Genomic DNA, 23,056 nt, shown 5'->3' on the forward strand with positions numbered 1-23,056 from the left:
CGGGTGCAATTCGCGGCCGGGCTTTCGCCGGGCGACGGGGGGGCTTATCTGCGGGACATGGCCCTCTCCCCCGACGAAGTCGAACGCTATGCCCGCCATCTCGTCCTGCCGGAGGTCGGCGGTCCGGGTCAGGCCCGGCTCAAGGCCGCCCGCGTCCTCGTCATCGGGGCCGGGGGTCTCGGCGCCCCCCTGATCCAGTACCTCGCGGCTGCCGGGATCGGCACCATCGGCCTCGTCGACGACGACACCGTCTCCCTGTCGAACCTGCAGCGGCAGGTTATCCACGCAACCCCCGATATCGGCCGGCGCAAGGTCGAGAGCGCAGCCGAGGCCGTATCGCGCCTGAACCCGCACGTCGCCGTGGAGGCGCATGCGCTGCGGCTGACGCCGGAGAACGCCCCGGACCTCATCGGCGCCTACGACGTGGTGGCCGACGGCTCCGACAACTTCGCCACGCGCTACGCGGTCTCGGATGCCTGCTTCCACGCCCGGCGCCCACTGGTGACGGCGGCGCTCGGACGCTTCGACGGCTCGCTCACGACCCTGCGGCCCTACGAGGCCGATGCGCGCGGGCGCCCGAACCCGACCTACCGTTGCCTGTTCCCGAACCCGCCGCCGCCCGGCAGCGTCGCCCCCTGCGCCGAGGCCGGCGTGCTCGGCGCGCTCGCGGGCATCATGGGCTCGCTGATGGCGCTGGAGGTGATCCGCACGGTGACGGATTTCGGCGAGCCCCTCGTCGGCCGCCTCCTCATGGTCGATACCCGCGCGATGCGGTTCGAGACCCTCGGCTACGCCTGGGACGAGGCAAACCCACTCAACGGGACCGGCGCGGAGGGCTGACCCCCCGCGACAGGCCGGGGGCGCTCGCTGGCGCCCTACTCCGCCGGTAGCGCGTCGAGGACCGGCCGGGATGCCCGGGCGCGCGGGCCATCGTCATGGGCATCGGTGAACTGCAGAGCCGCCAGCTGCGCGTACAGCGCGCCCTGCGCCAGCAGGCTCTCGTGCGTCCCGCTCTCGACGATTCGACCACCGTCGAGGACCAGGATGCGGTCCGCCTTGCGGATCGTGGCCAGGCGGTGCGCAATGACCAGGGTGGTACGCCCGCGCATCAGGGTGTCGAGGGCGGTCTGCACCGCGCGCTCGCTCTCGGCGTCGAGGGCTGAGGTCGCCTCGTCGAGCAGGAGGATCGGGGCATCCTTGAGGATGGCGCGGGCGATCGCCACCCGCTGGCGCTGGCCGCCGGAGAGCGTGACGCCCCGCTCGCCCACCGTCGTGGCGTAGCCCTGCGGCAGGGCCTGGATGAAGCCGTCGGCATGGGCGAGTTCGGCCGCGCGCCGGACCTGCGCCTCGGTCGCGGCCGGCCGGCCATAGCGGATATTCTCGAGCACCGAGCCGGAGAAGACCGTCGGGTCCTGGGGCACCAGGGCGAGGCGCTCGCGCAGTGGCTCCGGATCCGCCTGGGCGATGTCGACCCCGTCGACCCGGATGAGGCCGGATTGCGGGTCGTAGAAGCGCAGCAGCAGCTGCAGCACCGTGGTCTTGCCGGCGCCGGAGGGTCCCACCAGGGCGACGCGCTCCCCCGGCGCGATGGTGAAGCTGATGCCGTCCAGGGAGGGATGATCGGGCCGGGTCGGGTACTGGAAGCGCACGGCGTCGAAGGACACGGCGCCCTTGGCGGGCACCGGCAGGGCCAGCGGCTCGGCCGGGGTACGGATCATCGATTCGGCCGCCAGGATCTCGCCGAGGCGCTCGGCGGCCCCGGCCGCCTGGGCGAGCTCACCGTAGACCTCCGAGAGCTGCCCGAGGGCGCTCGCCCCGAACACCGCGTAGAGCACGAACTGCGAGAGCTGACCCGCCGTCATGGTGCCGGCCAAGACCCCTTGCGCGCCGTACCACATCACGCCGACGACGCTGGCGGAGATGAGGAAGATGGCGACGCCGGTCAGGAGCGCCCGCGCCTGGATCGAATCCCGCGCGGCCGCATAGGCATTTTCGGCCGCCGCAGCGAAGCGGCTCGCGGTGGTCCGGCCCATGCCGAAGGCCTGCATCGTGCGGATCGCGTTCACGGCCTCGGCGGCATAGGCCGAGGCGTCGGCGAGGCGGTCCTGCGCTGCCCGGGAGCGGCGTCGCACGCCGCGCCCGGACAGGATCAGGGGGAAGACGATGAGGGGAATCGCCGCCAGGACGAGGACCGACAGCTTCGGGCTCGTGATGACCATCATCACCACCGCGCCCGTGAACAGGAAGGCGTTCCGCAGCAGGATCGAGATCGAGACGCCGAAGACGGCCTTCACCTGCGTGGCATCCGCGGTGAGGCGCGAGATGATCTCGCCCGAGAGCGACCGGTCGAAGAAGGCGGGATCGAGCTGGGTCAGGCGCCGGAACACGGCGGTGCGGAGATCCGCCACCACGCGCTCACCCAGCGTCGCGACCGTGTAGTAGCGCGCCCCGCTGGAGAGGGCGAGGACCGCCACGACGCCGATCAGGGCGGCGAAGTAGGTGTCGATCACGCCCTGGCCCTCGGGCGAGAACCCGTGGTCGATGACCCGACGCAAGGCGATCGGGACCACCAGGGTCGCGCCCGAAGCGGCGAGGAGCGCCAGGAATGCCGCGAGCATCCGGCCGCGATAGACCATCGCGAACGGAATCAGCGGGCGGAGCGAACCCAGCGGTGCCTTCGGCCGCGCCTCGCCGGGGATTTTCTTGTCACGGCCGCGAGCCATGGTGCCTCGTCATCGTTGGTCTTCCAGGAAAAGCGACCGTTCGGCGGTCTCTTCGATCGGCGCACGCTTGTCGGGCGGAGGTGCGTGAGGTATAGGCGCGCCTTCATCCGATTGCGCGTGATCTATGGCCGCGGGCCGCCAGACGGGCCGGTCGGCTTGGCTATTCAAGGATTTCGTCATGGCAAAGAGCGCGGCCGACAAGGCCAAGGGTACCGAGCATCCCGACTACCACTTCATCAAGGTCGTGATGACCGACGGGTCCGAGTACATGACCCGGTCGACCTACGGCAAGGAGGGCGACACCCTCAACCTCGACATCGACCCGAACACCCATCCGGCCTGGACCGGTGGCGAGCAGAAGATGCTCGATCGCGGCGGTCGCGTGTCGCGCTTCAATTCGCGCTTCGGCGCCCTCTCCTTCGGCAAGAAGTAAGGTCACCCGGGTTCGCTGCCGCGCAACGCGGCGGCGGCCTCAGGACAACGCAGAACGGGCGGCTCCCCCCGGAGCCGCCCGTTCTGCGTTTCCGTTTCCTTTCCCGCCGCCCGGCCGGGGCCGGGCGGTGAAGCCCCGCTCAGGCGGACGCGCCGCCGAAGGCCGAGCGCAGCAGGCTCAGCTGGGCCACGACGGGGCTCTCCTGCGGCAGCGGCGTCGGACGCTCGTCGGCGATCAGGCCGTCGAGATGCAGGATCCGGCTGTGGAGACGGCGCGAGCGCACGATGAGGTCCTGGAGGGTCGGCGGCAGGACGCCGAACACCTCGCTACGGAAGGTCTCGGGCGTCGTCAGGCGGACGCGGGTCTTCTCCTGCATCGCCTCGGCCGGGGTCAGTTCGCCCTCGGACACGGCGCGCTGCACCAGGAGCCAGGAGGCGATCTGCATCAGCCGGGTGGTGAGGCGCATGCTCTCGCTGGCATAGCTTAGCGTCCCATCGCGGGACATCAGGCGGGATTCCTCGCGGCCGGTCCCGTCGAGATAGGCGGCCGCCTCCTCGACCAGGGTCATGCCCTCGCGGAAAAGAACCTTGAAGGCCTCGGACGTGACGTAGGTGTCACCGAAATTCACCCAATCGCGCTCGTCCCGGAACATGACGTCGAACCCGCTCATGGTGCCTCCTGTGCCGCGACCGGACCGATTGCGTCCCGAGATGGGACGAAGGCGCCGCGCTTGCACCGATCTGCGCAACTCTAGCGCCGAACCCACCGATCCGCGGCCTTTACCCGCTGTTAACGTTAATCGGGGCGATCGGGTCCCAGCGGCGCGATCGCGCCGCTGGGACGTCCGGATGACCGGACACGCGAAGGCCCGGACACGCGAAGGCCCGGACACGCGAAGGCCCGGACGCGAAGAACCCGGAACGAAAAAAGGCCGCCCGGTGCGGGCGGCCTGGAGAGCGAGTTTCGGGAGCAGTCCAAGCGAGCGGATCGGACAATCCGCGCGTTGTCCGGGAGAACCGAACAGGATCACAGGATGGCGCAGACTGGTTAACGGATGGTTCACGAAATGCCGTCCGGGCGCCTGATCGAGGGACCGGGATCTTGCCGTTTCGGCACGCTCCGGAATTGACTCGCGCGGGACCTTGCCCCATAAGCCGCGCCATCGCGACGCGGCGCCCTCGAGGGCGCTGTTCGCGCTTGCAGACACATTTCAGGGCGAGTGAATATCCGGCGCGGCCTTCGGTGCGGCCCGGATCGATCCTCGGCCATTCGGAGATCGCGCCATGAAGAGAACCTATCAGCCCAGCAAGCTCGTGCGTAAGCGTCGTCACGGCTTCCGCGCCCGCATGGCGACCGCTGGCGGCCGCAAGGTCATCGCGGCCCGCCGCGCACACGGTCGCAAGAAGCTCTCGGCCTAAGAGGTCGGCGGCGCCGTCACGGCGGCGCGCCACATCATGAGTCTGGCCAGGGGCCACAGGACCCGCTGCGAGATCGGATCGGCCATGTCATCGGCCCCACCGACGGTCGGGCGGCTCACGCGACGCTCCGAGTTCCTGGCCGCGGCCGGCGGACGTCGCTTCCACAACGAACGCCTGTCGGCGCAGGGCCTCGTCCGCGCCGCGGAGGCGTCCACGGACGACGCCCCCGGCGATCCCGCGGGCGACGGCCTCCGCATCGGCTTCACCATCACCAAGCGGGTCGGCCACGCGACGGAGCGCAATCGTATCCGGCGACGGCTGCGCGCAGCCGTGGCCCAGGCTGCCGGCGACCTGCCGGCGCGTCCCGCCGACGTGGTCCTGGTGGCGCGGCGCCCGGCCCTGCACGCCCCGTTCCAAACCCTCATCGACGACCTGCGCCGCGCCGTCACCGTGGTGACGAAGCCGCAGGATCCAAAACTGCCGGGCCAGACATCCGGAGCTTCCGATTCGCGGCCCGCCCGGCGCGGACGCGGCAAAGGCGCGCCCGCGTCTGGCGCATCGGCGACGGCTCCGGTATTGGCCTCGGGCCTCGCCGCGCCGGCCGATGCCGAGCCGGCCCGCGCGAACGCGCCCTCCCCTTCTCCCAACGCATGCGACGGACCGACCGATGGGTAATGACAAGACGAACATGATCGTCGCGATCGCCTTGTCGCTGGCGGTCCTGCTCGGCTGGAACTATTTCATCGCCGCCCCCCGCGTGGAGCAGCAGCGCCAGGCCGCCCTCCAGAACAAGGCCGCCACCGAGCCGGCCAGTCCGGACGGCGTGCCCAGCGCCAGCCCGAAGGAAGGCGGCCCCGCCAATCCCGTCCCCGGAACCCTGCCGGGCGCCGCAAGCGCCGGCGGTGGCGTCGTACCCCGCGAGACGGCGATCGCGCGTTCCCCGCGCGTGACCATCGACACCCCGGCGCTCGCCGGCTCCATCGCCCTGAAGGGCGGCCGCATCGATGACGTCTCGCTGAAGAACTACCACGAGACCGTGGACGACAAGAGCCCGCGCATCGTCCTGCTCTCGCCCACCGGAACCGAGAATCCCTACTACGCCGAGTTCGGCTGGGTCGGCCAGAACGCCGGACCGCTGCCCAACGGCGACACCGTCTGGACCGCCGACGCCACCACTCTGGCGCCGGGCAAGCCGGTGACGCTGAGCTACGACAACGGCGCCGGCTTGCTGTTCAAGCGCATCATCGCGGTGGACGACAAGTTCATGTTCACCGTTCGCGACGAGGTCGAGAACAAGGGTGGCAACGCGGTCTCCCTCTATCCCTACAGCCTCGTCTCGCGCTGGGGTAAGCCGCACACCCAGGGCTACTACGTGCTGCACGAGGGCCTGATCGGCGTCCTCGGCGCCGACGGCCTGCAGGAATACACCTACGATCACCTCGCCAAGGAGCCGGCCCTCGGCAATGCCAGCACCAAGGGCAAGACCTGGGCGGGCGTGACGGGCGGCTTCGTCGGCATCACCGACAAGTACTGGGCCGCTGCCGCCATCCCGGATCAGGCGACCCCCTACACGGGCAGCTTCACCGAGCGGACCGACGGCGCCACCAAGGTCTACCAGGCCAACGTGCTCGGCAACGTGCAGGTGATCCAGCCCGGGGCCTCGGCGACCGCGACCCAGCAGCTGTTCGCTGGCGCCAAGGAAGTGAACACCGTCAACGCCTATCAGGCGAACCAGAACATCAAGCAGTTCGACCTGCTGATCGACTGGGGCTGGTTCCACTTCATCACCAAGCCCATGTTCCGGGCGCTGGACTTCTTCTTCCACCTGTTCGGCAACTTCGGTGTGTCGATCCTGGTGGTGACCTTCTGCCTGAAGCTGCTTTTCCTGCCGATCGCCAACAAGTCGTACCAGTCCATGGCCAAGATGAAGGCCGTGCAGCCGGAGATGGCGTCGATCCGCGAGCGCTATGCTGACGACAAGATGAAGCAGCAGCAGGCGATGATGGAGCTGTACAAGAAGGAGAAGATCAATCCGGTCGCTGGCTGCTGGCCGGTGCTGATCCAGATCCCGGTCTTCTTCGCGCTGTACAAGGTCCTGTTCATCACCATCGAGATGCGGCACGCGCCGTTCTTCGGCTGGATTCAGGATCTGGCCGCGCCGGATCCGACAAACATCCTCAACCTGTTCGGTCTCCTGCCGTTCGCGGCACCCGACTTCATCCACCTCGGCATCTGGCCCATCATCATGGGCATCACGATGTTCATCCAGATGAAGATGAACCCCGCGCCGCCGGACCCGGTCCAGGCGCAGATCTTCACCTTCATGCCCATCGTGTTCACCTTCATGCTCGGCTCGTTCCCGGCCGGACTGGTGATCTACTGGGCCTGGAACAACACCCTGTCGGTGATCCAGCAATACGTCATCATGCGCCGCAACGGCGTGAAGGTGGAGTTGTGGGACAATCTCAGGGGCATGTTCCGGCGCAAACCCGCCGACAAGAACGCCGTCGCCAAGAGCTGAAGTTGCCAAGAGCTGAACCCGGCTCGACCGAACCGCGCCGGGCCGACGTCCGGCCACGGCGCGCGACATCCCAACCGGTCCTCTCCGTTTCCTGACGGGGAGGACCGTCCTGTTTCCGGCGTGTCGGCTCGCGAGGGCGGCGGATGCGCCCCCTCGTCCGGAGCCGCCCGATGTCCCAAGCCGAAGACGATGCCGCCCTGCTGGAGGCCGGACGCCTGCTGTTCGCGGGTGCGGCCGACTTCATCGCCTCGGCACCGAACGTGCCCGCCCTGCCGGCGATGAAGGGCGTTGAGATCGCCTTCGCGGGCCGCTCCAACGTCGGCAAGTCGAGCCTCGTCAACGCGCTGACCGGGCGCAACACCCTGGCGCGGACCTCGCACACCCCGGGGCGCACGCAACAGCTCAACTTCTTCGATATCGGGGGCCGCCTGACCCTGGTCGACATGCCGGGCTACGGCTACGCGGCGGTGGAGAAGACCAAGGTCGAGGCCTGGACCGACCTGATCCACGACTACTTGAAGGGCCGCTCGAACCTGGCCCGGGTCTTCATGCTGATCGACTCGCGCCACGGCCTGAAGAGCATCGACACCGACGTCCTCGACGGCCTCGACAAGGCCGCCGTCAGCTACCAGATCGTGCTGACCAAGGGCGACGCCCTGAAGAAATCCGAGATGGATGCCCGCATCGCCGGGGTGCAGGCCGCCATCGCCCGTCGGCCGGCCGCCTACCCCGAGATCCTGCTCACCTCGAGCCGCGACGATCGGGGCGTCCCCGAACTCCGGGCCAGCGTCGCCCGCCTGCTGCGGGAGCGCGGCGCGTGAACGGCGTCGATCGCGTCCTCCTGGCGCTCGGCGCCCTCGCGGGCCTGCTGGGTGTGGCTGCCAGCGCGGCGGCCGCTCATCTCAGCGGAGCCGACAGTCTGAAGACGGCCGCCCAGTTCCTGCTCTTCCACGCCCCGGCGATCCTCGGGCTCGTCGCGTTGACCGCCACCGGCACGACGCACCGTCTCGTGACCCGAATCGCGGCGGGGGCCCTGGTCGTCGGCCTCGCGCTGTTCTCGGGCGACCTCGCCCTCCGGGCGCTCCGGGGGACGCCACTGTTTCCCATGGCGGCGCCGACCGGAGGCTTCGCCCTGATGGCCGGCTGGCTGCTCACGGCCGTGGCCGCCTTCGTTCCGGCACGCCGGTCCTGGGGCATGGGCCCGCCGCCGACCGCCCGATGCACACCGCGCTCACCGCGCGGGTGACTCCTCGTCGTCGGCTCCGGGATCGTGTGGCGGGAAGACGCCTCAGCGGTCCGGCCGAGCCGCTGGGACCCGGCCCTCAGCGGATCAGCGGGGGCAGCTGTGGCGCGGCGCCGTCCGGCAGCGCGGTCTGCGCCACGTTCATGCTCATCGCCAGCAGCGTGTAGTAGCCGTTGATCCCCGCCATCTCGATGGCGCCCTGCTCGCCGAAGGTCTGGACCGCCCGCGCGTAGGTCGTGTCGCTCACCGCCTTGTTGTGGTGCAGCTCCGTCGAGAACGCGTAGACCAGCGTCTCCTCCGGGCCCATCGCGTCCGGCCGCCGGCCCTCCTGGATCGCCGTGACGATCGCCGGGTCGAGGCCGGCTTTCAGAGCGATCGGCGCGTGGATGTGCCACTCCAGCTGCTGCGTCCATTCCCGCGCGGTGATCAGGATGATGAACTCGCTCAGCCGCAAGGGCAGCACGCTGCGGTAGCGCAGGTGCAGCCCCATGTTGCTGGCGTTGGTCATCAGCTCGGGACTGCGCAGGAGCGGCACGAACGGTCCGAAGACCGGCGTCTTCCGCGCCGCCAGGAAGGCCTCGGAGGCCGCCCTCTGCTCCGGGCTGAGGGCGTCGGCCGGAAGCGGCGGCAGGCGGTCTTGGGCCAAGGCGGACAGACTCCCGAAGAGAAGGATCGACAGGACCGGCAGGACGGCGACACGCAATGGATTGGACCCTCCGATCCGGCTTCCGGGCGCGGCCTATGGCATCACCGGCGGGTGGTAGGTCAGCGTGAAGGCCAGGGCCCAGAGCAGGAACAGCACCACCGGCAGGTGGATCAGGAGCTGCAGGAAGCTGAAGCCGACGATGTCGCGCGCCTTCAGGCCGAGGATGCCGAGGAGCGGCAGCATCCAGAACGGGTTGATCAGGTTCGGGAGCGCTTCGGCCGCGTTGTAGACCATCACCGCCCAGCCGAGATGCACCTGCAGCTCGTTGGCCGCCTGCATCACGTAGGGCGCCTCGAGCAGCCACTTGCCGCCGCCCGACGGCACGAAGAAGCCGAGCACCGCCGAGTACACGCCCATCGAGATCGGGAAGCTGCCCGTGGTGTTCAGGCTGACGAAGGCGTGGGTGATCACCTCGGACACCGAGATCCCGGCGGCATTCTTCGGCCCGGTCAGCATCGCGCTGATGGCGGCGTAGAGCGGGAACTGGATGAGGATGCCGGCCGTCGCCGGGACTGCCTTGGCCACTGCGACGAGGAAGCGCTTCGGGCGCCAGTGCAGCAGCAGGCCGAGGGTGATGAACAGGAGGTTGTAGGTGTTCAGGTTGGAGATCGCGGTGATCCAGGATTGCCGAGCGAACTCCTGGTAGATCCAGGCGCCCGCGATCACCACGAGCAGGATCGTCAGGATGGGCGAGTGCTCCAGCCATTCGCCGGGCTGCTCCGGCCGGCCGAGATCGGTCGTTTCGCGCGCGACGTTCACGCCGAGATCCTCGGCCGTCACCGCCGTGCTCGGGCGGGGCGCCGAGGCATAGGCGATGATCACCGACATCACGAAGAGGATCGCGGCGATCAGCATCGACTGCCAGAGGAAGATGGTCTCGCTGAAGGGGATCACACCGGTGATCGGCAGCAGCGCCTTCGGCAGGCTCGCCGCGTTCGCCTGAAGCTGGGCCGCCGAAGAGCTGAGGCCCATGGCCCAGGTGGCGCCGAGCCCGAGATAGGCGGCGGCCCCGGCGGCACGGTAATCCATGCGGAGTTCGGTCCGGCGGGCGAGCGCGCGGGCGAGGAGGCCACCGAAGATCAGGCTCAGGCCCCAGCTCAGGAACGAGGACAGCATGGTCGCGGCGGCGACGAAGCCGACGGCGCCGCGGCCGGTCTTCGGGATGGCGGCGAGCCGATCGATCAGCGCCTGGACCGGGGGCGCCGTCGCCACGACGTAGCCGCCGATCGTGACGAAGGCCATCTGCATGGTGAAGGGGATCAGGCTCCAGAAGCCGTCGCCGAAACTCTTGGCGATGGCGGGCGCCGGGGCGCCGTTGGCCAGCGCGCCGAGGGCGACGATGACCACCGCGATGGCGACGAAGATGAAGGCATCGGGAAACCACTTCTCGGCCCAGGCGGTGAAGCGGATGCCGGCCCGCGACAGGGCGCTGTCCAGCGCGGCGGGGTCGGCTCGACGCTCCGGCGTGGGTGTCGACATCGGGAAGTCCTGGGAACGAGGAAATGGCCTTGGAGGCGCATTGTCCGCAATTGCCGACCGGGCTCAAGATGCAATCCGGCCGGTACACAGGCTTGGCAGCAGGGATCGCGCGGGAATGTCAGGTCGCCGCTTCAGGCTTCCTTGAGGGTTCGACGGCTACGATGCGCCCTGTTCTCGCATGGGAGACCCTGTTCGTGGCCGAAATCTCGAAGTTCCGGGACCTCGATACGAGGATGGCCGAACGGCGTCAGGCCAGCGCCAAGGTGCGTGATCTGGCGCGCCAGGACCGGGGCAGGACGGATTTCGAGAAGCCCTTCCTGTCCCCCCTCGGCTGGATGATCGCGGTCATCCTGAACTTCGCCCTGGTGCTGGTCGTAGGCCTCGGCACTGTGCTGGTCCCGCCCCTGATGGCGTGCCGCGAGCAGAGTGCGCGCGGTTTCTTCGCCGGCGACTCTTTCCAGGCCTGCGCCGGCCGGGGCATCTCGGCCAGCTTCCAGGACTTCGACCGTCGCATCCGCCGCCTCGTCCTGCGCTCGGGACAGTGAGGAACCGGCCTGACGGGGCCCGCGGCGGCGGCTGCCGTCGCGGGCCCCGGGATTTCGGCGGGATCCCGGCAGGATGTCGGCAAGATGTCGGAATGACGCCCCGCCTCAGTTGAGGGTGGCACTCTCCGGCCGGCGCTCGGTGCTGAGGCCGGACTTGCCCACCTTCAGCCCGAGGGGACCGACCTCCACCGGCACCACTTCCCCGTCGTGGATCAGCCCGGACAGGAGTTGCTCCGCCAGCCGATCCTGCACCGCCTTCTGGATCACGCGCTTCAGGGGACGCGCCCCGTAGGCCGGGTCGTAACCCTTGTCGGCGAGCCAGTCGCGAGCCTCCGGATCGACGTCGAGGGTGATCTTGCGCTCGTCGAGGAGCTTCTGCAGGCGCTTCAGCTGGATATCGACGATCGCGCCCATCTCCGAGCGCATCAGGCGGTGGAACAGGATGATCTCGTCGATCCGGTTCAGGAATTCCGGCCGGAAGTGGCTGCGCACCACGCCCATCACCTCCTCGCGCACGGCGTCGGTGTCGTCGCCCTCCCCCTGGTTGACGAGGTATTCCGAACCGAGGTTCGAGGTCATGATCAGGAGCGTGTTGCGGAAATCCACCGTCCGCCCCTGTCCGTCGGTCAGCCGGCCGTCATCGAGCACCTGGAGCAGGACGTTGAACACGTCCGGATGCGCCTTCTCGACCTCGTCGAACAGCACGACCTGGTAGGGCCTGCGCCGAACCGCTTCGGTCAGTGCTCCCCCCTCCTCGTAGCCGACATAGCCCGGAGGCGCGCCGATCAGCCGGGCCACGGAGTGCTTCTCCATGTATTCGGACATGTCGAGGCGCACGAGAGCCGTGTCGTCGTCGAAGAGGAAGCCCGCCAGGGCCTTGGTCAGTTCGGTCTTGCCGACGCCGGTGGGGCCCAGGAAGATGAACGAGCCGATCGGCCGGTTCGGATCCTGGAGACCGGCGCGCGCCCGGCGCACGGCGGTCGCCACCGCCTCCACCGCCTCGCGCTGCCCGACGACGCGCTCGCCCAGCACCTTCTCCATGGCCAGGAGCTTGTCACGCTCGCCCTCCAGCATCTTGTCGACGGGAACCCCGGTCCAGCGCGAGACGACGCCCGCGATATGCGCCGGCGTCACCGCCTCCTCGACCATGCCGTCGCGGACCACGGCGCTCTCGGCCTGGGCCTCGATCTCCGAGAGCTGACGCTCCAGGCCCGGGATCACCCCGTAGGCGAGCTCACCCGCGCGCTGGTACTGGCCCTGGCGCTGGGCCGAGGCCAATTCGTTCCGCGCCTCGTCGAGCTTGCGCTTGAGTTCGGCGGCGGCCCCGAGCTTGTCCTTCTCCGCCTTCCAGCGCGAGGTGATCGCGGCGGATTGCTCCTCGAGGTCGGCCAGCTCCTTCTCCAATCGCACGAGACGGTCGCGCGAGGCGGAATCGGTCTCCTTTTTAAGGGCCTCCCCCTCGATCTTCAGGCGCACGATCTCGCGGTCGACGTTGTCGAGCTCCTCGGGCTTCGAATCGACCTGCATGCGCAGGCGCGATCCGGCCTCGTCCATCAGGTCGATGGCTTTGTCCGGAAGGAAGCGGTCGGTGATGTAGCGGTTCGACAGGGTCGCAGCTGCCACCAGGGCCGCATCCTGGATGCGTACACCGTGGTGCTGCTCGTACTTCTCCTTGATGCCGCGCAGGATCGAGACCGTGTCCTCGACGGTGGGCTCGGACACGAAGACGGGCTGGAAGCGCCGCGCCAGGGCCGCGTCCTTCTCCACATGCTTGCGGTACTCGTCGAGGGTGGTGGCCCCGACGCAGTGCAGCTCGCCGCGGGCGAGGGCCGGCTTCAGCAGGTTGGAGGCATCCATCGCCCCATCCGCCTTGCCGGCGCCGACCAGGGTGTGCATCTCGTCGATGAACAGGATGATCCCGCCCTCGGCCGCCGTCACCTCGGAGAGCACGCCCTTCAGCCGCTCCTCGAACTCGCCGCGATACTTTGCACCCGCGATCAGCGCGCCCATGTCGAGGGCGAGGAGGCTCTTGTCGCGCAAGGATTCCGGCACGTCGCCATCGACGATCCGCAGGGCGAGGCCCTCGACGATGGCGGTCTTGCCGACGCCGGGCTCGCCGATGAGGACGGGGTTGTTCTTGGTGCGCCGGGACAGGACCTGGATCGTGCGACGGATCTCCTCGTCGCGGCCGATCACCGGGTCGAGCTTGCCCTCGCGCGCCGCTTCGGTGAGGTCGCGGGCGTACTTCTTCAGCGCATCATAGGCGTTCTCGGCCGTGGCGTTGTCGGCGGTCCGGCCCTTGCGCAGGGCGTTGATCGCGCCGTTGAGCGAGGCCGCGGTGACGCCGGCCGCCGCCAGCGCGCGCCCGGCCTCGGTATCCTTCTCGACCGCGAGGGCGAGCAGCAGGCGCTCGACCGTGACGTAGCTGTCGCCCGCCTTCTCGGCGGCCTTCTCGGCAGTGTCGAACAGGCGCACGAGTTCGCGCGTCGCCTGCGGCTGAGACGCGTTGCCGGACACCTTCGGCTGCTTGGCGAGCCAAGCCTCGGTCTGTGCAAGGGCGACCCGCGATTGACCGCCCGCCCGATCGATCAGACCGGCGCAGAGGCCCTCGGGATCGTCGAGCAGAACCTTGAGGATATGGCCCGGCTGGAATTGCGGATGGCCCTCGCGCATTGCGAGGCTCTGCGCGGCCTGGACGAAGCCGCGGGCGCGCTCGGTATAGATCTCAAAATTCATCTGTGTCCCACCTCCCCGTGTCGGCTCGACCCACCGCCCGCTCTTCGCGGCGCGACCGATCGCCGAGACGTCGCCCCCACGGCCGATGCCGCTGGAGACCCCGGCGCCACCTGGCCGCCGGTAGTCGAGATGTGGTGTTGTAAATCGGCACCACAAGGGTGCGGTACGCGACGGGAGACAGCCGTCGCTCAGGCTTGCGTCCCGACGCATTTCAGGGCCACGCTCGGCGCATGACCGACATGCCCAGCCTGCGCCTCGACGCCCTCTACCGCTACCCCGTGAAGGGGCTCTCACCCGAGTCGATAGACCACGCAACCCTGAGGGACGGAGACTACTTTCCCGACGACCGCCTGTTCGCGGTCGAGAACGGCCCGTCGGGTTTCGACCCGGCCGCCCCGGTGCACCAGCCCAAGATCAAGTTCCTGATGCTGATGCGCGACGAGGCGCTGGCGCAGCTCGACACGCGCTACGATCCGACGGATGGAACGCTGACGATCCGCCAGGGCGGCGCGATCGCAGCCCGCGGCGACCTCGCCCAACCGCAAGGGCGGGCCACCATCGAAGACTTCCTCACGCACTACATGCCCGGATCCCTGCGCGGTCCAGCCCGGATCCTGTCGGCACCGGGCGGTTATCGCTTCACGGACTCTCCGCGCGGCTTCGTCTCGCTCCTCAATCTCGCCAGCGTCGCCGCGCTCGAGACCATGACCGGCGCGGCGGTGAACCCCCTCCGCTTCCGCGCGAACCTCCACGTCACGGGCCTCGACGCCTGGGCCGAGCTCGATCTCGTCGATCACACGCTCACGTCGCCGGGCGGCGTGCGCCTGCGCATCCACAAGCGAACGCAGCGCTGCGCAGCGACCAATGTCGACCCGGCTACGGGCCAGCGCGACCTCGCGATTCCTCGTACGCTCGCGCAGCATCTCGGCCACACGGATTGCGGCGTCTACGCGGAGGTGCTGGAAGGCGGCGTGTTGACGGCCGGCGAGGCTCTCAGCCTGGGCTAGATGGCGTCGCGGTGCACGAGGACGATCGCGGCGGCGTAGCCCGCCCGGCGCAGGTGGCGCAGGTCCGCGTGACGGCGCTCGCAGGTGACCTTCAGGTAGCGGCTCTCACCGGCGGCCAGGCCCGTGGAAGCCGCGGCGGCCTGACCGTGCATCATGCACTCCATGGGAGTTCGGGCAGGGGCGACGATGACGTCGAGGGCGGTGTCGCGCGAGCAATCCTTGGCGAGGAGCGTCGCGGCGCAGACGAGGGCGACGGAGAGCAGTTCAGACATGACGGACCCCTTGTTCGAGATGGCGAAAAAGGTCCGCGGTGTGGCTCCGGCGTGCGAGCGGCCGCGTGATCGTTGCCTTGGTGTTCCCCGTGTCGTTGTTGTTGAAGAGGGCTAAGCACGGCGTGTGCCAGCGTCGTTCCCCTGAGGGGCGGATCACCGTCCGGCGTGGACGGGGCCGCCGATGGCGCAGCTTGCGTTAGCGGCGGACCTGCAACCAGTGCGGCTCGGGCTCGGATCGCGGCAGAATGGCTGCGACGGCATCGAGATCGACGGTGAATTGCTCGGTCAGGAGGCGCCAGACCTCGGAGGGCGAGGCCGCCTGAGGGTTGAGCTGATCGACCGCGCTGGCGATGTGGTGCGGGCTGAGCAGGGTGGGACGCGGTACGTATGGATCAACATTCAGCATGGTGCAGGATCCCCGGCGACCGACCGATCATGGTTTATCAACCTTAAGGATTGATTACCAGGGACCGGTTGCAGCCGCGTCCGCGACGCGTCCGCGGAAGGGGGCCGCGCCGGCTCCGGCGGCGCCCGCGCCGGACGGACGCCGGCGCAACACGTCGCCGCCGCGTGAAATTCATTTGCCTGCTGCTTCGCACCGTCGCGTTGCTGCGCTAGAAGCCCGGCGTCGCGCGCGGTGCCCGACGCGCCATCGAGGACGAGCCCCACGATGAAAGAACCGCTGCCCAACGTCCATGTGCGCGCCGAGGTCCTGGTCCAGGCCCTGCCGCACATGCAGCGCTACGACCAGGAGATCGTGGTCATCAAGTATGGCGGCCACGCCATGGGAGACCGGGCAGCGGCGGAGGATTTCGCCGAGGACATCGTGCTCTTGGAGCAGTCCGGCTTGAAGCCCATCGTGGTCCATGGCGGAGGCCCGCAGATTGGGCGGATGCTCGGCCGGCTCGGCATCGAATCGGAATTCCGCGGCGGTCTGCGCGTCACCGATGAGGCCACCGTCGAGGTGGTCGAGATGGTTCTGGCCGGCTCGATCAACAAGCAGATCGTCGGCTGGATCTCGGCCGAGGGCGGCCGCGCCATCGGCCTCTGCGGCAAGGATGGGAACATGGTTCGGGCCCGCAAGGCCACCCGCACCATCATCGATCCCGAGAGCCAGACCGAGCAGGAGGTCGATCTCGGCCTCGTCGGCGAGCCCGAGCATGTCGAGCGCGGCGTTCTCGACGCGGTGCTGAAGGCCGAGCTGATTCCGGTCCTGGCCCCCGTGGCCTTCGGCTCCGACGGCCAGACCTACAACGTCAATGCCGACACCTTCGCGGGCGCGATTGCGGGGGCGCTGCGGGCCAAGCGCCTGCTGCTGCTCACCGACGTTCCGGGGGTGCTCGACAAGGACAAGAAGCTCATCCCCGAGCTGTCCATTGACGATTGCCGCCGGCTCATTGCGGACGGCACGATCACGGGCGGCATGATCCCCAAGGTTGAGACCTGCATCTACGCTCTGGAGCAGGGCGTCGAGGCGGTGGTCATCCTCGACGGCAAGGTCAGCCACGCGGTGCTGCTGGAGCTGTTCACCGATTACGGTGCCGGCACCCTGATCCGTCGGGGCTGAACGCGATCCCCTGCCCTGCGCTCAGGTCGCGCGGGGCAGGACCCGCGGCCGGAAGGCCACCAGGGTCATGTCGTCCCGTCGGCTCTCGCCGCCGCGATAGGCGGCGAGCGCTGCATCGAGCACCGCCACCTGCTCGGCCAGCGGCGCCCCTTGATGAGGCCCTAGGATCTCGGTCACGCCACGATGGCCGAGGAGGCGTCGGGCGGGTCCGGCGCTGCCCATCTGGTCGGTGATCCCGTCCGTCATCAGGTAGAACGTCATGCCGGGTCCAACCCGCAGGCGGGTCTCCTCCGCCGCAAAGCGCTCGCCCGGTCGCTGCGGATAGCCGAGGCCGCGCTTGGCACCGCGGATCCGCGTCACCGCCGCGCCGTCGATCAACGTCAGGGCCGAGCCGGCGCCGGCGAAGCGGAGCTCCGCGGCGGCCGGGTCCCAGACGCAGAGGCCGCAATCGAGGCCGTCGTCGGATTCAGATCCCCGCCCGTCCTGGCGCAGTTGGGTCCGCACCATGCCATCGAGCGCCTCCAGGATGGCGGCCGGATCGCGCAGGCCGCGCTCGTGGATCAGGCGGTCGAGGGCGGTGGCGACGATGAGTGTCAGGAAGGCGCCCGGAACGCCATGGCCGGTGCAGTCGGCCACCAGCAGGATGCCGAGGCCGTCGATTTCCTCGAGCCAGAAATAATCGCCCCCGACCAGATGCAGCGGCTCCCAGAGCACCGCCACGTCTAGACCCGTGCCGTCGAGGGCTGACCGGTCGGGCAGCACCGAGCTCTGGATGCGACGGGCGTAGCCGATGCTCTCCATCACCAGGTGGTTGGCCTGGGCCAGCTTCTGGTGTGCCTGCTCCAGCTGCTCCAGGAGCTGCTTGGCCTCGTCGCCGGAGCGGAGCCCGTCGACCATGCGGTTGAAGGCCTGGGAGATGACGTCGATCTCGTTGCTGGCGCGGAACGCGCCATCGAGCTCCACCGGCACCCAGCGCTTGTGCTCGACCTCGCGCATGGCCAGCAGCAGGCGCTTCAGGGGGGACAGCACGTGCCGCCGCACGTTGGCATGCAGGGTCAGCACGAAGGCGAGCATCAGGATCAGGCTGGTGACGACGGCGAGAATCGCCTGCTTCTCGGCGTTGCCGCGCAGGGCCTCGGCCGAGATCGACAGGGTCAGGTGTCCCAGCGGGGCGTCACCGGGGCCGGCGACGAGATCTGCCTGCGTCGTGATCTGCTCGAAGGACCGCCCGCGCTTCGGCTCGCCCAGCGTCATCACCACGGCACCGGCGGCGTCGCGCAGGGTCGCCGCGCGGAAGGCCGGGTCGAGGGTCAAAGCCTCCATCGGACGACGATAGATCTCCGGACGGCTGCGCCAGCCGGGACCGGCAATAGCCTTGGCGGTCAGGGACGCCATCAGGTCGGCGCGCTCGGTGTAGAGGTGGAGCTGGTCGCGATAATTGACCCACGCGATCCCGATCTGCGTCACCAGGACGACCACCGCGATCACGGGGTAGATCCGCAGGAAGAGGGTGTGGGCGAGGCTGTCGAGGTCGCGCCCCTGGGCCGCGCCGCGCAGGGCGCCCGGACGCATCGCGCCCGGCTCGCCGGTCGGGACATCGATGAAGCCCGCCGCGCTGAGAAAATCACTGCTGCGCCGCGGGCCGGCTCCGCGCAGGGACCCGCCGCGCCGTACGCCGGAGGCAGGCCGGTCGCTGGCGGACGGGCCGGTGGCGGCTCCGAGGGTCGGGGTCTCGGCAGTCATGGCCGGATCGCAGCGCCCGAGAGGTCCTGCGCGCCGGACCTCAATGCGATACGGTTGCGACCGCAATCCTTGGCCGCATAAAGGGCGGCATCGGCCCGCTGCATGGCGTTCTCCAGGGTTTCTCCCGGCTCGGACTGGGCGACGCCGATGCTCACGGTGATCCGCATGGCGGCATCCATCATCGGCACCGGCGTCACGGCAACGGCTTCGCGCAGGCGTTCCGCGAAGGCCGCGCCGCCCTCGAGGCCGGTATCGGACAGGACGATGGCGAACTCCTCGCCGCCCGTGCGGCCGATGAAGTCGAGGGTGCGCAGGTGAGCCCGGCAGATCGCGACGAAGGAGACCAGCGCGGCGTCGCCGGCCGCGTGACCGAAACTGTCGTTGAGGAGCTTGAATCGGTCGAGGTCGAGCATGAGGATGCAGACCGGGGCGCCGCTGCGCGCGTGGCGCAGCCATTCGCGCGCAGCGCTCTCCATGAAGCGGCGGCGCGCCAGGGCCCCCGTCAGGTCGTCGGTGTCGGCCAAGCGCCGCAGCTCGGCCTCCAGACGGGTGCGGTGCTCGATCTCACCGGACAGGGCGGCGTTCAGGGCCTGCAGATCCCGGCGCTGATCGGCTAGGCGCTGGTTCGCCTTCTGCAGGTCGAGTTGCATCCGGTCGCTCATGCGGACCAGCCGCTGCTGCTCGCGAAAGCCCCGACGATAGGCGTCGGCCAGCGCCTGGACACCGCCGGCGACGTCCGAGAGCCCCGACAGCATCGCCTCCGTGCGGGTCAGTACCGCTTCCTCAGCGTCGTAGAGACTGAAGGAATCGGCGGCGGGTTCTGAGGCCGTGCCTCCGACGGCCCGGATCGCGCGGGTCATACGATCTCCCTCACCATCTCGAAGCGCGCGTAGGAGAAGTCGGCGGCGAAGTCCTCGCCCGCTTCCTCGATCGTCTCGTCGCCATCGGCAAACCGCCAGCGCACCGTGATCGAGCGCCCTTCCTCGGCGGCGTCCTCCAGGGGCATGAACAGGTTCATCAGCGCCTTGGCGCTCGACGAGTTGAAGTAGGCCAGCCCGACCTCGAACACGATCGGGGTCGGGGAGGCATCCGCCAGGTAGGTGCGCAGAGCCTGGAGCAGGGGGCCGAAGAAGGCGGCGGCATCCTCGGGATAGGATTCGCCGTGCAGGGACAGGTGCCCGGTCGCGAAGTCGAAATCGACCCGCGGCGAGCGGTCCGTGGCGGCAAGCTGGATTCGGTCCATCGGTGGTCGGCCCGTCAGATATAGGCTTTGAGGCAGAAGAAGCTGCGCCCGGAGCTGAGCGCCTGGAAGCCGTACTCGACCGGCGCGCTGGAGCGCCGCGCGATCTCGATCAGGCCGATGCTGCCGCCGAGGCTGCCCTCGTCCGGCGGCTGGCGAAGCTTCTCGCGGTAATAGGCCTTCAGTTCGTCGCTGTTCAGGCTCGCGATATGGTCGAGGCGGGCGCGCAGGGGCGGGACGTCGAGATCCGGCAACTCGTTTCCGCAGACGACGTAGAAGCGCCCCGCCTCCATACCGACGACGATCACCCCGTTGCTGATCAGACCTGCCTGCGGACCGGACGGTTTCACGACCTTGTCGGCGGAGTAACGGATGACGTTCTGTGCCTGCTCGACGAAGATCGCGAAGACGCGCTTGGCCACCGATGCATCGGTCTCGCCCTGGCGCATGCGCAACTTGAGCACTTCGCCGAGGGAGAAGAGGACGTTCTCCGAAATGTCGCCGCCGAAGGAAAGGATTACGCCCTGGCGCCGGGACGCGTCGAAGAAGTTCATGAAATCGCGTGCGAGCAATGCAATTTCTCCCGCCACACCGGGTCGGCCTTAGACGCTCGTCTCGCGCTATACCGTCGTGATCAAATAGCCGGACGTTCGTATACGTTCGGTTAAGCTGGCATCTTCGCCTTGTCTTTCCGCCGGCAAGCAAAATATCGCCATGCCGAGGCTTAGGCTGCCTATTTCGAGGACAAAACGGTTGGCTTTTGCCTAAACACTGACCAACTCACCTCGGGCCGATGTGAAGAGCCTGCCGGCGAAGCGCGGCTCGGACGACGGGGCCTCGAGGCCGGGCCGGCGCACATGCTTGCGGGATGCCGACGGCCATGCTCTGACATGCAGGCGCCCCGCTTTCCTTCGCGGTGTCCGGTCCCCATCTCGAATGGCCGGGCGTCTCGGCCCACCCAAGAACCACATCGACCCACCTTGTTCCTGCCCGGCGAAACCCACTTCACCACCGACCAATCCCGCGGCTTTCGCCACGTCGACACTTGGGTGTTCGATCTCGACAACACGCTGTATCCGAGCGACGCCCGGGTCTGGCCGCAGGTCGACGAGCGCATCACCCTCTACGTCATGCGCCTCTATGGCCTCGACGGCCTCTCGGCCCGGGCCCTGCAGAAGTATTTCTACCATCGCTACGGGACGACCCTGAAGGCGCTGATGGTGGAATCGGCCATCGATCCGCACGACTTCCTCGACTTCGCCCACGACATCGACCATTCGTCGATCCGCCTCGACCCGGCGCTGGGCGACGCCATCGAGCGCCTGCCCGGCCGCAAGCTCATCCTCACCAACGGATCGCGCCGGCACGCTGAGAACGTGGCGGCCAAGCTCGGCATCCTCGACCATTTCGAGGACGTGTTCGACATCGCCGATGCCGATTTCATTCCGAAGCCCGAGCGCTCCACCTACGAGCGGTTCCTGAAGCGCCACGGTGTCGAGCCGCGCCGGGCGGCCCTGTTCGAGGACATTGCCCGCAACCTGATCGTGCCGCACGACATCGGCATGTCCACGGTCCTGGTGGTTCCGCCGACGATCGACCCCTTCCGGGAAGCCTTCGAGCAGGAGGCCGTTCGCGAAGCGCATATCGACCATATCACCAGCGATCTCGCCGGTTTCCTCGCGCAGCGCGTGCTGCCGGAACTCGCGTGAGCGGCGGCGAACCGGACTGGACGTCGGCTCGGGCACCGGACCTCGGTGCGATCGAGGATCTGGCGCATGCGGCCTTCGCCAACCTGCCCCGGGCCTTCCGGAATCTCTGTGCCGGCCTCGTCATCCACGTCGAAGACTTCCCCGACGACGAGACCTTGCGAGAGATGGCGTGCGAGAGCCCGTTCGATCTCCTCGGTCTATTCCGCGGGATCGGTCTCGCCCAGAGCGGCGAGGCGGCGACCGGGCAGATACCGAATCAGGTCTGGCTCTACCGTCGCCCCCTCCTCGACGACTGGGCCGAGCACGACGAGACCCTCGGCCACCTCGTCACGCACGTCCTGGTCCACGAAATCGGGCATCATTTCGGGCTCTCCGACGCCGACATGGAGGCGATCGAGGCGGCCGCGGACACCTGAGGCGTCAGGCCTTCTGGGCGGACCGCAACAGGCTGGCCTTGGGTCGGCGGGTGCGGAACTGCCCGCGCTCCACCGCGACGAAGACCAGGACGGCGAGCGCCAAGGTGGTGAGCCACCACATCACCGTCATCCCGACGCCGATGCAGGCGATCAGGAAGGCCGAGGCGAAGGCTGCCATGGCACCGGGCACCAGCACCGATGCTTCGCGTCCCGCGCGGCGGATCGCGGCGTGCAGGGCGAAGGCGGCCGCGAAGGCCCCGACCAAGCCAAGCTCGTACCAGAGCTCGAACAGCAGGGTCCGCGGCGCGTTGATCGGCAGCAGGTTGACGTAACGACCCCGCAGGGCCGTCTCGAGGCCGTGCCCGGTGACGAGACGCAGCGGCTCGCCGGTGACGATGGTCTGCCAGGCCTTGAGGCTCAGGACGCCGGGCGCCCGCCCGCCGAACATCGTCGCGCCGATCGGTCGGGCAATGAAGGGCAGGACCGGTCCCAGCACCAGCAGGGTCGCCGCCGTGACGCCGAGGAGGCGCGGCGTCAGCATGGGCCGGAACGTTGCGAGCGCGAAGGCAATGGCCCCCACCGCCAAGGCGACCAGGGTGGTCGGGCCGGGCGAGACCAGGAGCGCGACCGAGACGAGCAGGGCCAGCCCGAGGGCCTCGCCGTTGCGCCCACGGGAGCGAAGCCAAGACACAGCCGGCCAGACGAACAGGATGAGCAGGATCAAGCCCCGGTCGAGAATCGCGTCCTCGTCAGGTCCGAGCAGGCCCTGGCCGAACGGCCCCTGCCCCGTGAGCCCGAGCCCAATGGCGAAGATGGCCGCCGCCGCCACGCCCACCGGCAAAAGATAGAGGTTTGCCGAACGCATACGGTCCGGCAGAGCCAGATAGGCCGCCATCGTCATCAGCAAGGTGGCGATCACGTTGAGCAGCCGCTCGGTCGCAAGGCTCAGAAACGGCGTCCAGACCAGGGACAGGGCCGACCAGAGAATCACCAAGCAGCCGGCCAGGAAGGCGGGCGAGCGCAAGAGGCGGGTGGAGGCCGGGCGAACCGGCCGCGCACGGCCGTCAATGGCGCTCGCCAGGAGCAGAAGTGCGATGGAGATCGGCGCGAGGATGACCACCGCGCGTCGGGCGACCTGAGCCGCCACCGGCATGATCACGAACAGGCCGATGAAGCCGATGCGACGCAGCAGGGCCGCGGCATCGATGGCTGGGTCGACCGAAGTGGAAGGAAGGCGCGCCATGGGTTCGAAGGAGGCCGTGAAACGGCGCCAGGATGAGGCCCGCGCGCTAACCGCC

General features: G+C 68.9%; 24 protein-coding genes. 12 read left to right on the forward strand and 12 right to left on the reverse strand.

The genetic code is table 11. The annotated features are described in order from the left end of the window. Positions 1-57: 57 nt before the first annotated feature. Positions 58-840: a HesA/MoeB/ThiF family protein gene (locus tag AC0IY1_RS00005; protein WP_471767376.1), complete on the forward strand. Its 783-nt coding sequence runs from the start codon at positions 58-60 to the stop codon at positions 838-840. 35 nt (positions 841-875) lie between these two features. On the opposite strand, the gene AC0IY1_RS00010 is transcribed toward AC0IY1_RS00005, so the two are convergent. Beyond that, entirely contained in the window at positions 876-2,723 is a 1,848-nt protein-coding gene (locus AC0IY1_RS00010; protein ID WP_471766908.1) for an ABC transporter transmembrane domain-containing protein, read from the reverse strand. Positions 2,724-2,901: 178 nt separating this feature from the next. Here AC0IY1_RS00010 and rpmE point away from each other — a divergent pair, with 178 nt between their 5' ends. Next, entirely contained in the window at positions 2,902-3,156 is a 255-nt protein-coding gene (rpmE, locus tag AC0IY1_RS00015; protein WP_055948879.1) for a 50S ribosomal protein L31, read from the forward strand. A gap of 139 nt (positions 3,157-3,295) precedes the next feature. Here rpmE and rcdA read toward each other — a convergent pair whose 3' ends face one another. Beyond that, on the reverse strand, positions 3,296-3,826 hold the full coding sequence (gene rcdA, locus AC0IY1_RS00020; protein WP_055947930.1) for a protease adaptor protein RcdA: 531 nt from the start codon (positions 3,824-3,826) through the stop codon (positions 3,296-3,298). Positions 3,827-4,439: 613 nt separating this feature from the next. Between rcdA and rpmH the strand changes: the two genes are divergently transcribed. The 5 genes from rpmH to AC0IY1_RS00045 all read left to right on the forward strand — a co-directional run bounded on the left by rpmH (position 4,440) and on the right by AC0IY1_RS00045 (position 8,341). Beyond that, the gene (gene rpmH / locus AC0IY1_RS00025) at positions 4,440-4,574 is read left to right on the forward strand and encodes a 50S ribosomal protein L34 (RefSeq protein ID WP_055947927.1); all 135 of its coding nucleotides are present in this window, start codon (positions 4,440-4,442) and stop codon (positions 4,572-4,574) included. Between the two features lie 84 nt (positions 4,575-4,658). Next, positions 4,659-5,249: a ribonuclease P protein component gene (gene rnpA, locus AC0IY1_RS00030; RefSeq protein WP_471766910.1), complete on the forward strand. Its 591-nt coding sequence runs from the start codon at positions 4,659-4,661 to the stop codon at positions 5,247-5,249. Next, the gene (gene yidC, locus AC0IY1_RS00035) at positions 5,242-7,095 is read left to right on the forward strand and encodes a membrane protein insertase YidC (protein WP_471766912.1); all 1,854 of its coding nucleotides are present in this window, start codon (positions 5,242-5,244) and stop codon (positions 7,093-7,095) included. Before rnpA ends, yidC begins: the two co-directional genes overlap by 8 nt. Before the next feature lie 170 nt (positions 7,096-7,265). After that, on the forward strand, positions 7,266-7,916 hold the full coding sequence (gene yihA / locus AC0IY1_RS00040; protein WP_471766913.1) for a ribosome biogenesis GTP-binding protein YihA/YsxC: 651 nt from the start codon (positions 7,266-7,268) through the stop codon (positions 7,914-7,916). Continuing rightward, a complete protein-coding gene (locus AC0IY1_RS00045; RefSeq protein WP_471766914.1) occupies positions 7,913-8,341 on the forward strand; it encodes a DUF423 domain-containing protein in 429 nt (142 codons plus the stop codon). The genes yihA and AC0IY1_RS00045 overlap by 4 nt, the downstream gene beginning before the upstream one ends. A 76-nt stretch (positions 8,342-8,417) precedes the next feature. Here the strand turns inward: AC0IY1_RS00045 and AC0IY1_RS00050 are convergent, their stop codons facing one another. Beyond that, positions 8,418-8,984 (reverse strand): carboxymuconolactone decarboxylase family protein, encoded by a 567-nt coding sequence (locus tag AC0IY1_RS00050; RefSeq protein WP_471766916.1) that lies wholly within the window; start codon positions 8,982-8,984, stop codon positions 8,418-8,420. 93 nt (positions 8,985-9,077) lie between these two features. Continuing rightward, positions 9,078-10,523: a short-chain fatty acid transporter gene (locus AC0IY1_RS00055; RefSeq protein WP_471766917.1), complete on the reverse strand. Its 1,446-nt coding sequence runs from the start codon at positions 10,521-10,523 to the stop codon at positions 9,078-9,080. 161 nt (positions 10,524-10,684) lie between these two features. Between AC0IY1_RS00055 and AC0IY1_RS00060 the strand changes: the two genes are divergently transcribed. Beyond that, a complete protein-coding gene (locus AC0IY1_RS00060; protein ID WP_181017235.1) occupies positions 10,685-11,068 on the forward strand; it encodes a hypothetical protein in 384 nt (127 codons plus the stop codon). A gap of 105 nt (positions 11,069-11,173) precedes the next feature. On the opposite strand, the gene clpB is transcribed toward AC0IY1_RS00060, so the two are convergent. Beyond that, positions 11,174-13,804: an ATP-dependent chaperone ClpB gene (clpB, locus tag AC0IY1_RS00065; protein WP_471766918.1), complete on the reverse strand. Its 2,631-nt coding sequence runs from the start codon at positions 13,802-13,804 to the stop codon at positions 11,174-11,176. 230 nt (positions 13,805-14,034) lie between these two features. Between clpB and AC0IY1_RS00070 the strand changes: the two genes are divergently transcribed. Further along, positions 14,035-14,811: an MOSC domain-containing protein gene (locus AC0IY1_RS00070; protein WP_471766919.1), complete on the forward strand. Its 777-nt coding sequence runs from the start codon at positions 14,035-14,037 to the stop codon at positions 14,809-14,811. Here the strand turns inward: AC0IY1_RS00070 and AC0IY1_RS00075 are convergent. Beyond that, the gene (locus AC0IY1_RS00075; RefSeq protein ID WP_471766921.1) at positions 14,808-15,083 is read right to left on the reverse strand and encodes a hypothetical protein; all 276 of its coding nucleotides are present in this window, start codon (positions 15,081-15,083) and stop codon (positions 14,808-14,810) included. The genes AC0IY1_RS00070 and AC0IY1_RS00075 overlap by 4 nt on opposite strands. Positions 15,084-15,279: 196 nt before the next feature. After that, the gene (locus tag AC0IY1_RS00080; protein ID WP_055947890.1) at positions 15,280-15,489 is read right to left on the reverse strand and encodes a hypothetical protein; all 210 of its coding nucleotides are present in this window, start codon (positions 15,487-15,489) and stop codon (positions 15,280-15,282) included. 264 nt (positions 15,490-15,753) lie between these two features. Between AC0IY1_RS00080 and argB the strand changes: the two genes are divergently transcribed. After that, positions 15,754-16,650, forward strand: a complete 897-nt coding sequence (gene argB, locus AC0IY1_RS00085) for an acetylglutamate kinase (protein WP_471766923.1) — start codon at positions 15,754-15,756, stop codon at positions 16,648-16,650. 21 nt (positions 16,651-16,671) lie between these two features. Here the strand turns inward: argB and AC0IY1_RS00090 are convergent, their stop codons facing one another. The 4 genes from AC0IY1_RS00090 to AC0IY1_RS00105 are packed head-to-tail and all read right to left on the reverse strand — an operon-like array spanning position 16,672 to position 20,205. Further along, positions 16,672-18,393 (reverse strand): SpoIIE family protein phosphatase, encoded by a 1,722-nt coding sequence (locus AC0IY1_RS00090; RefSeq protein ID WP_471766925.1) that lies wholly within the window; start codon positions 18,391-18,393, stop codon positions 16,672-16,674. Continuing rightward, on the reverse strand, positions 18,390-19,253 hold the full coding sequence (locus AC0IY1_RS00095) for a GGDEF domain-containing protein (protein ID WP_471766927.1): 864 nt from the start codon (positions 19,251-19,253) through the stop codon (positions 18,390-18,392). The genes AC0IY1_RS00090 and AC0IY1_RS00095 overlap by 4 nt, the downstream gene beginning before the upstream one ends. Next, the gene (locus AC0IY1_RS00100; RefSeq protein WP_055947876.1) at positions 19,250-19,636 is read right to left on the reverse strand and encodes a DUF1987 domain-containing protein; all 387 of its coding nucleotides are present in this window, start codon (positions 19,634-19,636) and stop codon (positions 19,250-19,252) included. Before AC0IY1_RS00100 ends, AC0IY1_RS00095 begins: the two co-directional genes overlap by 4 nt. A 14-nt stretch (positions 19,637-19,650) precedes the next feature. After that, the gene (locus AC0IY1_RS00105; protein WP_471766929.1) at positions 19,651-20,205 is read right to left on the reverse strand and encodes a SiaB family protein kinase; all 555 of its coding nucleotides are present in this window, start codon (positions 20,203-20,205) and stop codon (positions 19,651-19,653) included. Positions 20,206-20,613: 408 nt separating this feature from the next. Between AC0IY1_RS00105 and AC0IY1_RS00110 the strand changes: the two genes are divergently transcribed. After that, positions 20,614-21,342 (forward strand): pyrimidine 5'-nucleotidase, encoded by a 729-nt coding sequence (locus tag AC0IY1_RS00110; RefSeq protein ID WP_103708464.1) that lies wholly within the window; start codon positions 20,614-20,616, stop codon positions 21,340-21,342. After that, positions 21,339-21,758, forward strand: coding sequence for a metallopeptidase family protein (locus tag AC0IY1_RS00115; protein WP_471766931.1), 420 nt, complete (start codon positions 21,339-21,341; stop codon positions 21,756-21,758). The genes AC0IY1_RS00110 and AC0IY1_RS00115 overlap by 4 nt, the downstream gene beginning before the upstream one ends. A 4-nt stretch (positions 21,759-21,762) precedes the next feature. Here the strand turns inward: AC0IY1_RS00115 and AC0IY1_RS00120 are convergent, their stop codons facing one another. After that, positions 21,763-23,001: a peptide ABC transporter permease gene (locus tag AC0IY1_RS00120; RefSeq protein WP_471766933.1), complete on the reverse strand. Its 1,239-nt coding sequence runs from the start codon at positions 22,999-23,001 to the stop codon at positions 21,763-21,765. Positions 23,002-23,056: the final 55 nt, after the last annotated feature.

The organism is Methylobacterium sp. AC690 (assembly GCF_979256535.1).

Coding starts and splice junctions, on each gene's coding strand:
- AC0IY1_RS00005 (WP_471767376.1), top strand. CDS start 58: ATGGCCCTCTCCCCCGACGAAGTCGAACGCTATGCCCGCCATCTCGTC.
- AC0IY1_RS00010 (WP_471766908.1), bottom strand. CDS start 2,723: ATGGCTCGCGGCCGTGACAAGAAAATCCCCGGCGAGGCGCGGCCGAAG.
- rpmE (WP_055948879.1), top strand. CDS start 2,902: ATGGCAAAGAGCGCGGCCGACAAGGCCAAGGGTACCGAGCATCCCGAC.
- rcdA (WP_055947930.1), bottom strand. CDS start 3,826: ATGAGCGGGTTCGACGTCATGTTCCGGGACGAGCGCGATTGGGTGAAT.
- rpmH (WP_055947927.1), top strand. CDS start 4,440: ATGAAGAGAACCTATCAGCCCAGCAAGCTCGTGCGTAAGCGTCGTCAC.
- rnpA (WP_471766910.1), top strand. CDS start 4,659: ATGTCATCGGCCCCACCGACGGTCGGGCGGCTCACGCGACGCTCCGAG.
- yidC (WP_471766912.1), top strand. CDS start 5,242: ATGGGTAATGACAAGACGAACATGATCGTCGCGATCGCCTTGTCGCTG.
- yihA (WP_471766913.1), top strand. CDS start 7,266: ATGTCCCAAGCCGAAGACGATGCCGCCCTGCTGGAGGCCGGACGCCTG.
- AC0IY1_RS00055 (WP_471766917.1), bottom strand. CDS start 10,523: ATGTCGACACCCACGCCGGAGCGTCGAGCCGACCCCGCCGCGCTGGAC.
- AC0IY1_RS00060 (WP_181017235.1), top strand. CDS start 10,685: ATGCGCCCTGTTCTCGCATGGGAGACCCTGTTCGTGGCCGAAATCTCG.
- clpB (WP_471766918.1), bottom strand. CDS start 13,804: ATGAATTTTGAGATCTATACCGAGCGCGCCCGCGGCTTCGTCCAGGCC.
- AC0IY1_RS00070 (WP_471766919.1), top strand. CDS start 14,035: ATGACCGACATGCCCAGCCTGCGCCTCGACGCCCTCTACCGCTACCCC.
- AC0IY1_RS00075 (WP_471766921.1), bottom strand. CDS start 15,083: ATGTCTGAACTGCTCTCCGTCGCCCTCGTCTGCGCCGCGACGCTCCTC.
- AC0IY1_RS00080 (WP_055947890.1), bottom strand. CDS start 15,489: ATGCTGAATGTTGATCCATACGTACCGCGTCCCACCCTGCTCAGCCCG.
- argB (WP_471766923.1), top strand. CDS start 15,754: ATGAAAGAACCGCTGCCCAACGTCCATGTGCGCGCCGAGGTCCTGGTC.
- AC0IY1_RS00090 (WP_471766925.1), bottom strand. CDS start 18,393: ATGACTGCCGAGACCCCGACCCTCGGAGCCGCCACCGGCCCGTCCGCC.
- AC0IY1_RS00095 (WP_471766927.1), bottom strand. CDS start 19,253: ATGACCCGCGCGATCCGGGCCGTCGGAGGCACGGCCTCAGAACCCGCC.
- AC0IY1_RS00100 (WP_055947876.1), bottom strand. CDS start 19,636: ATGGACCGAATCCAGCTTGCCGCCACGGACCGCTCGCCGCGGGTCGAT.
- AC0IY1_RS00120 (WP_471766933.1), bottom strand. CDS start 23,001: ATGGCGCGCCTTCCTTCCACTTCGGTCGACCCAGCCATCGATGCCGCG.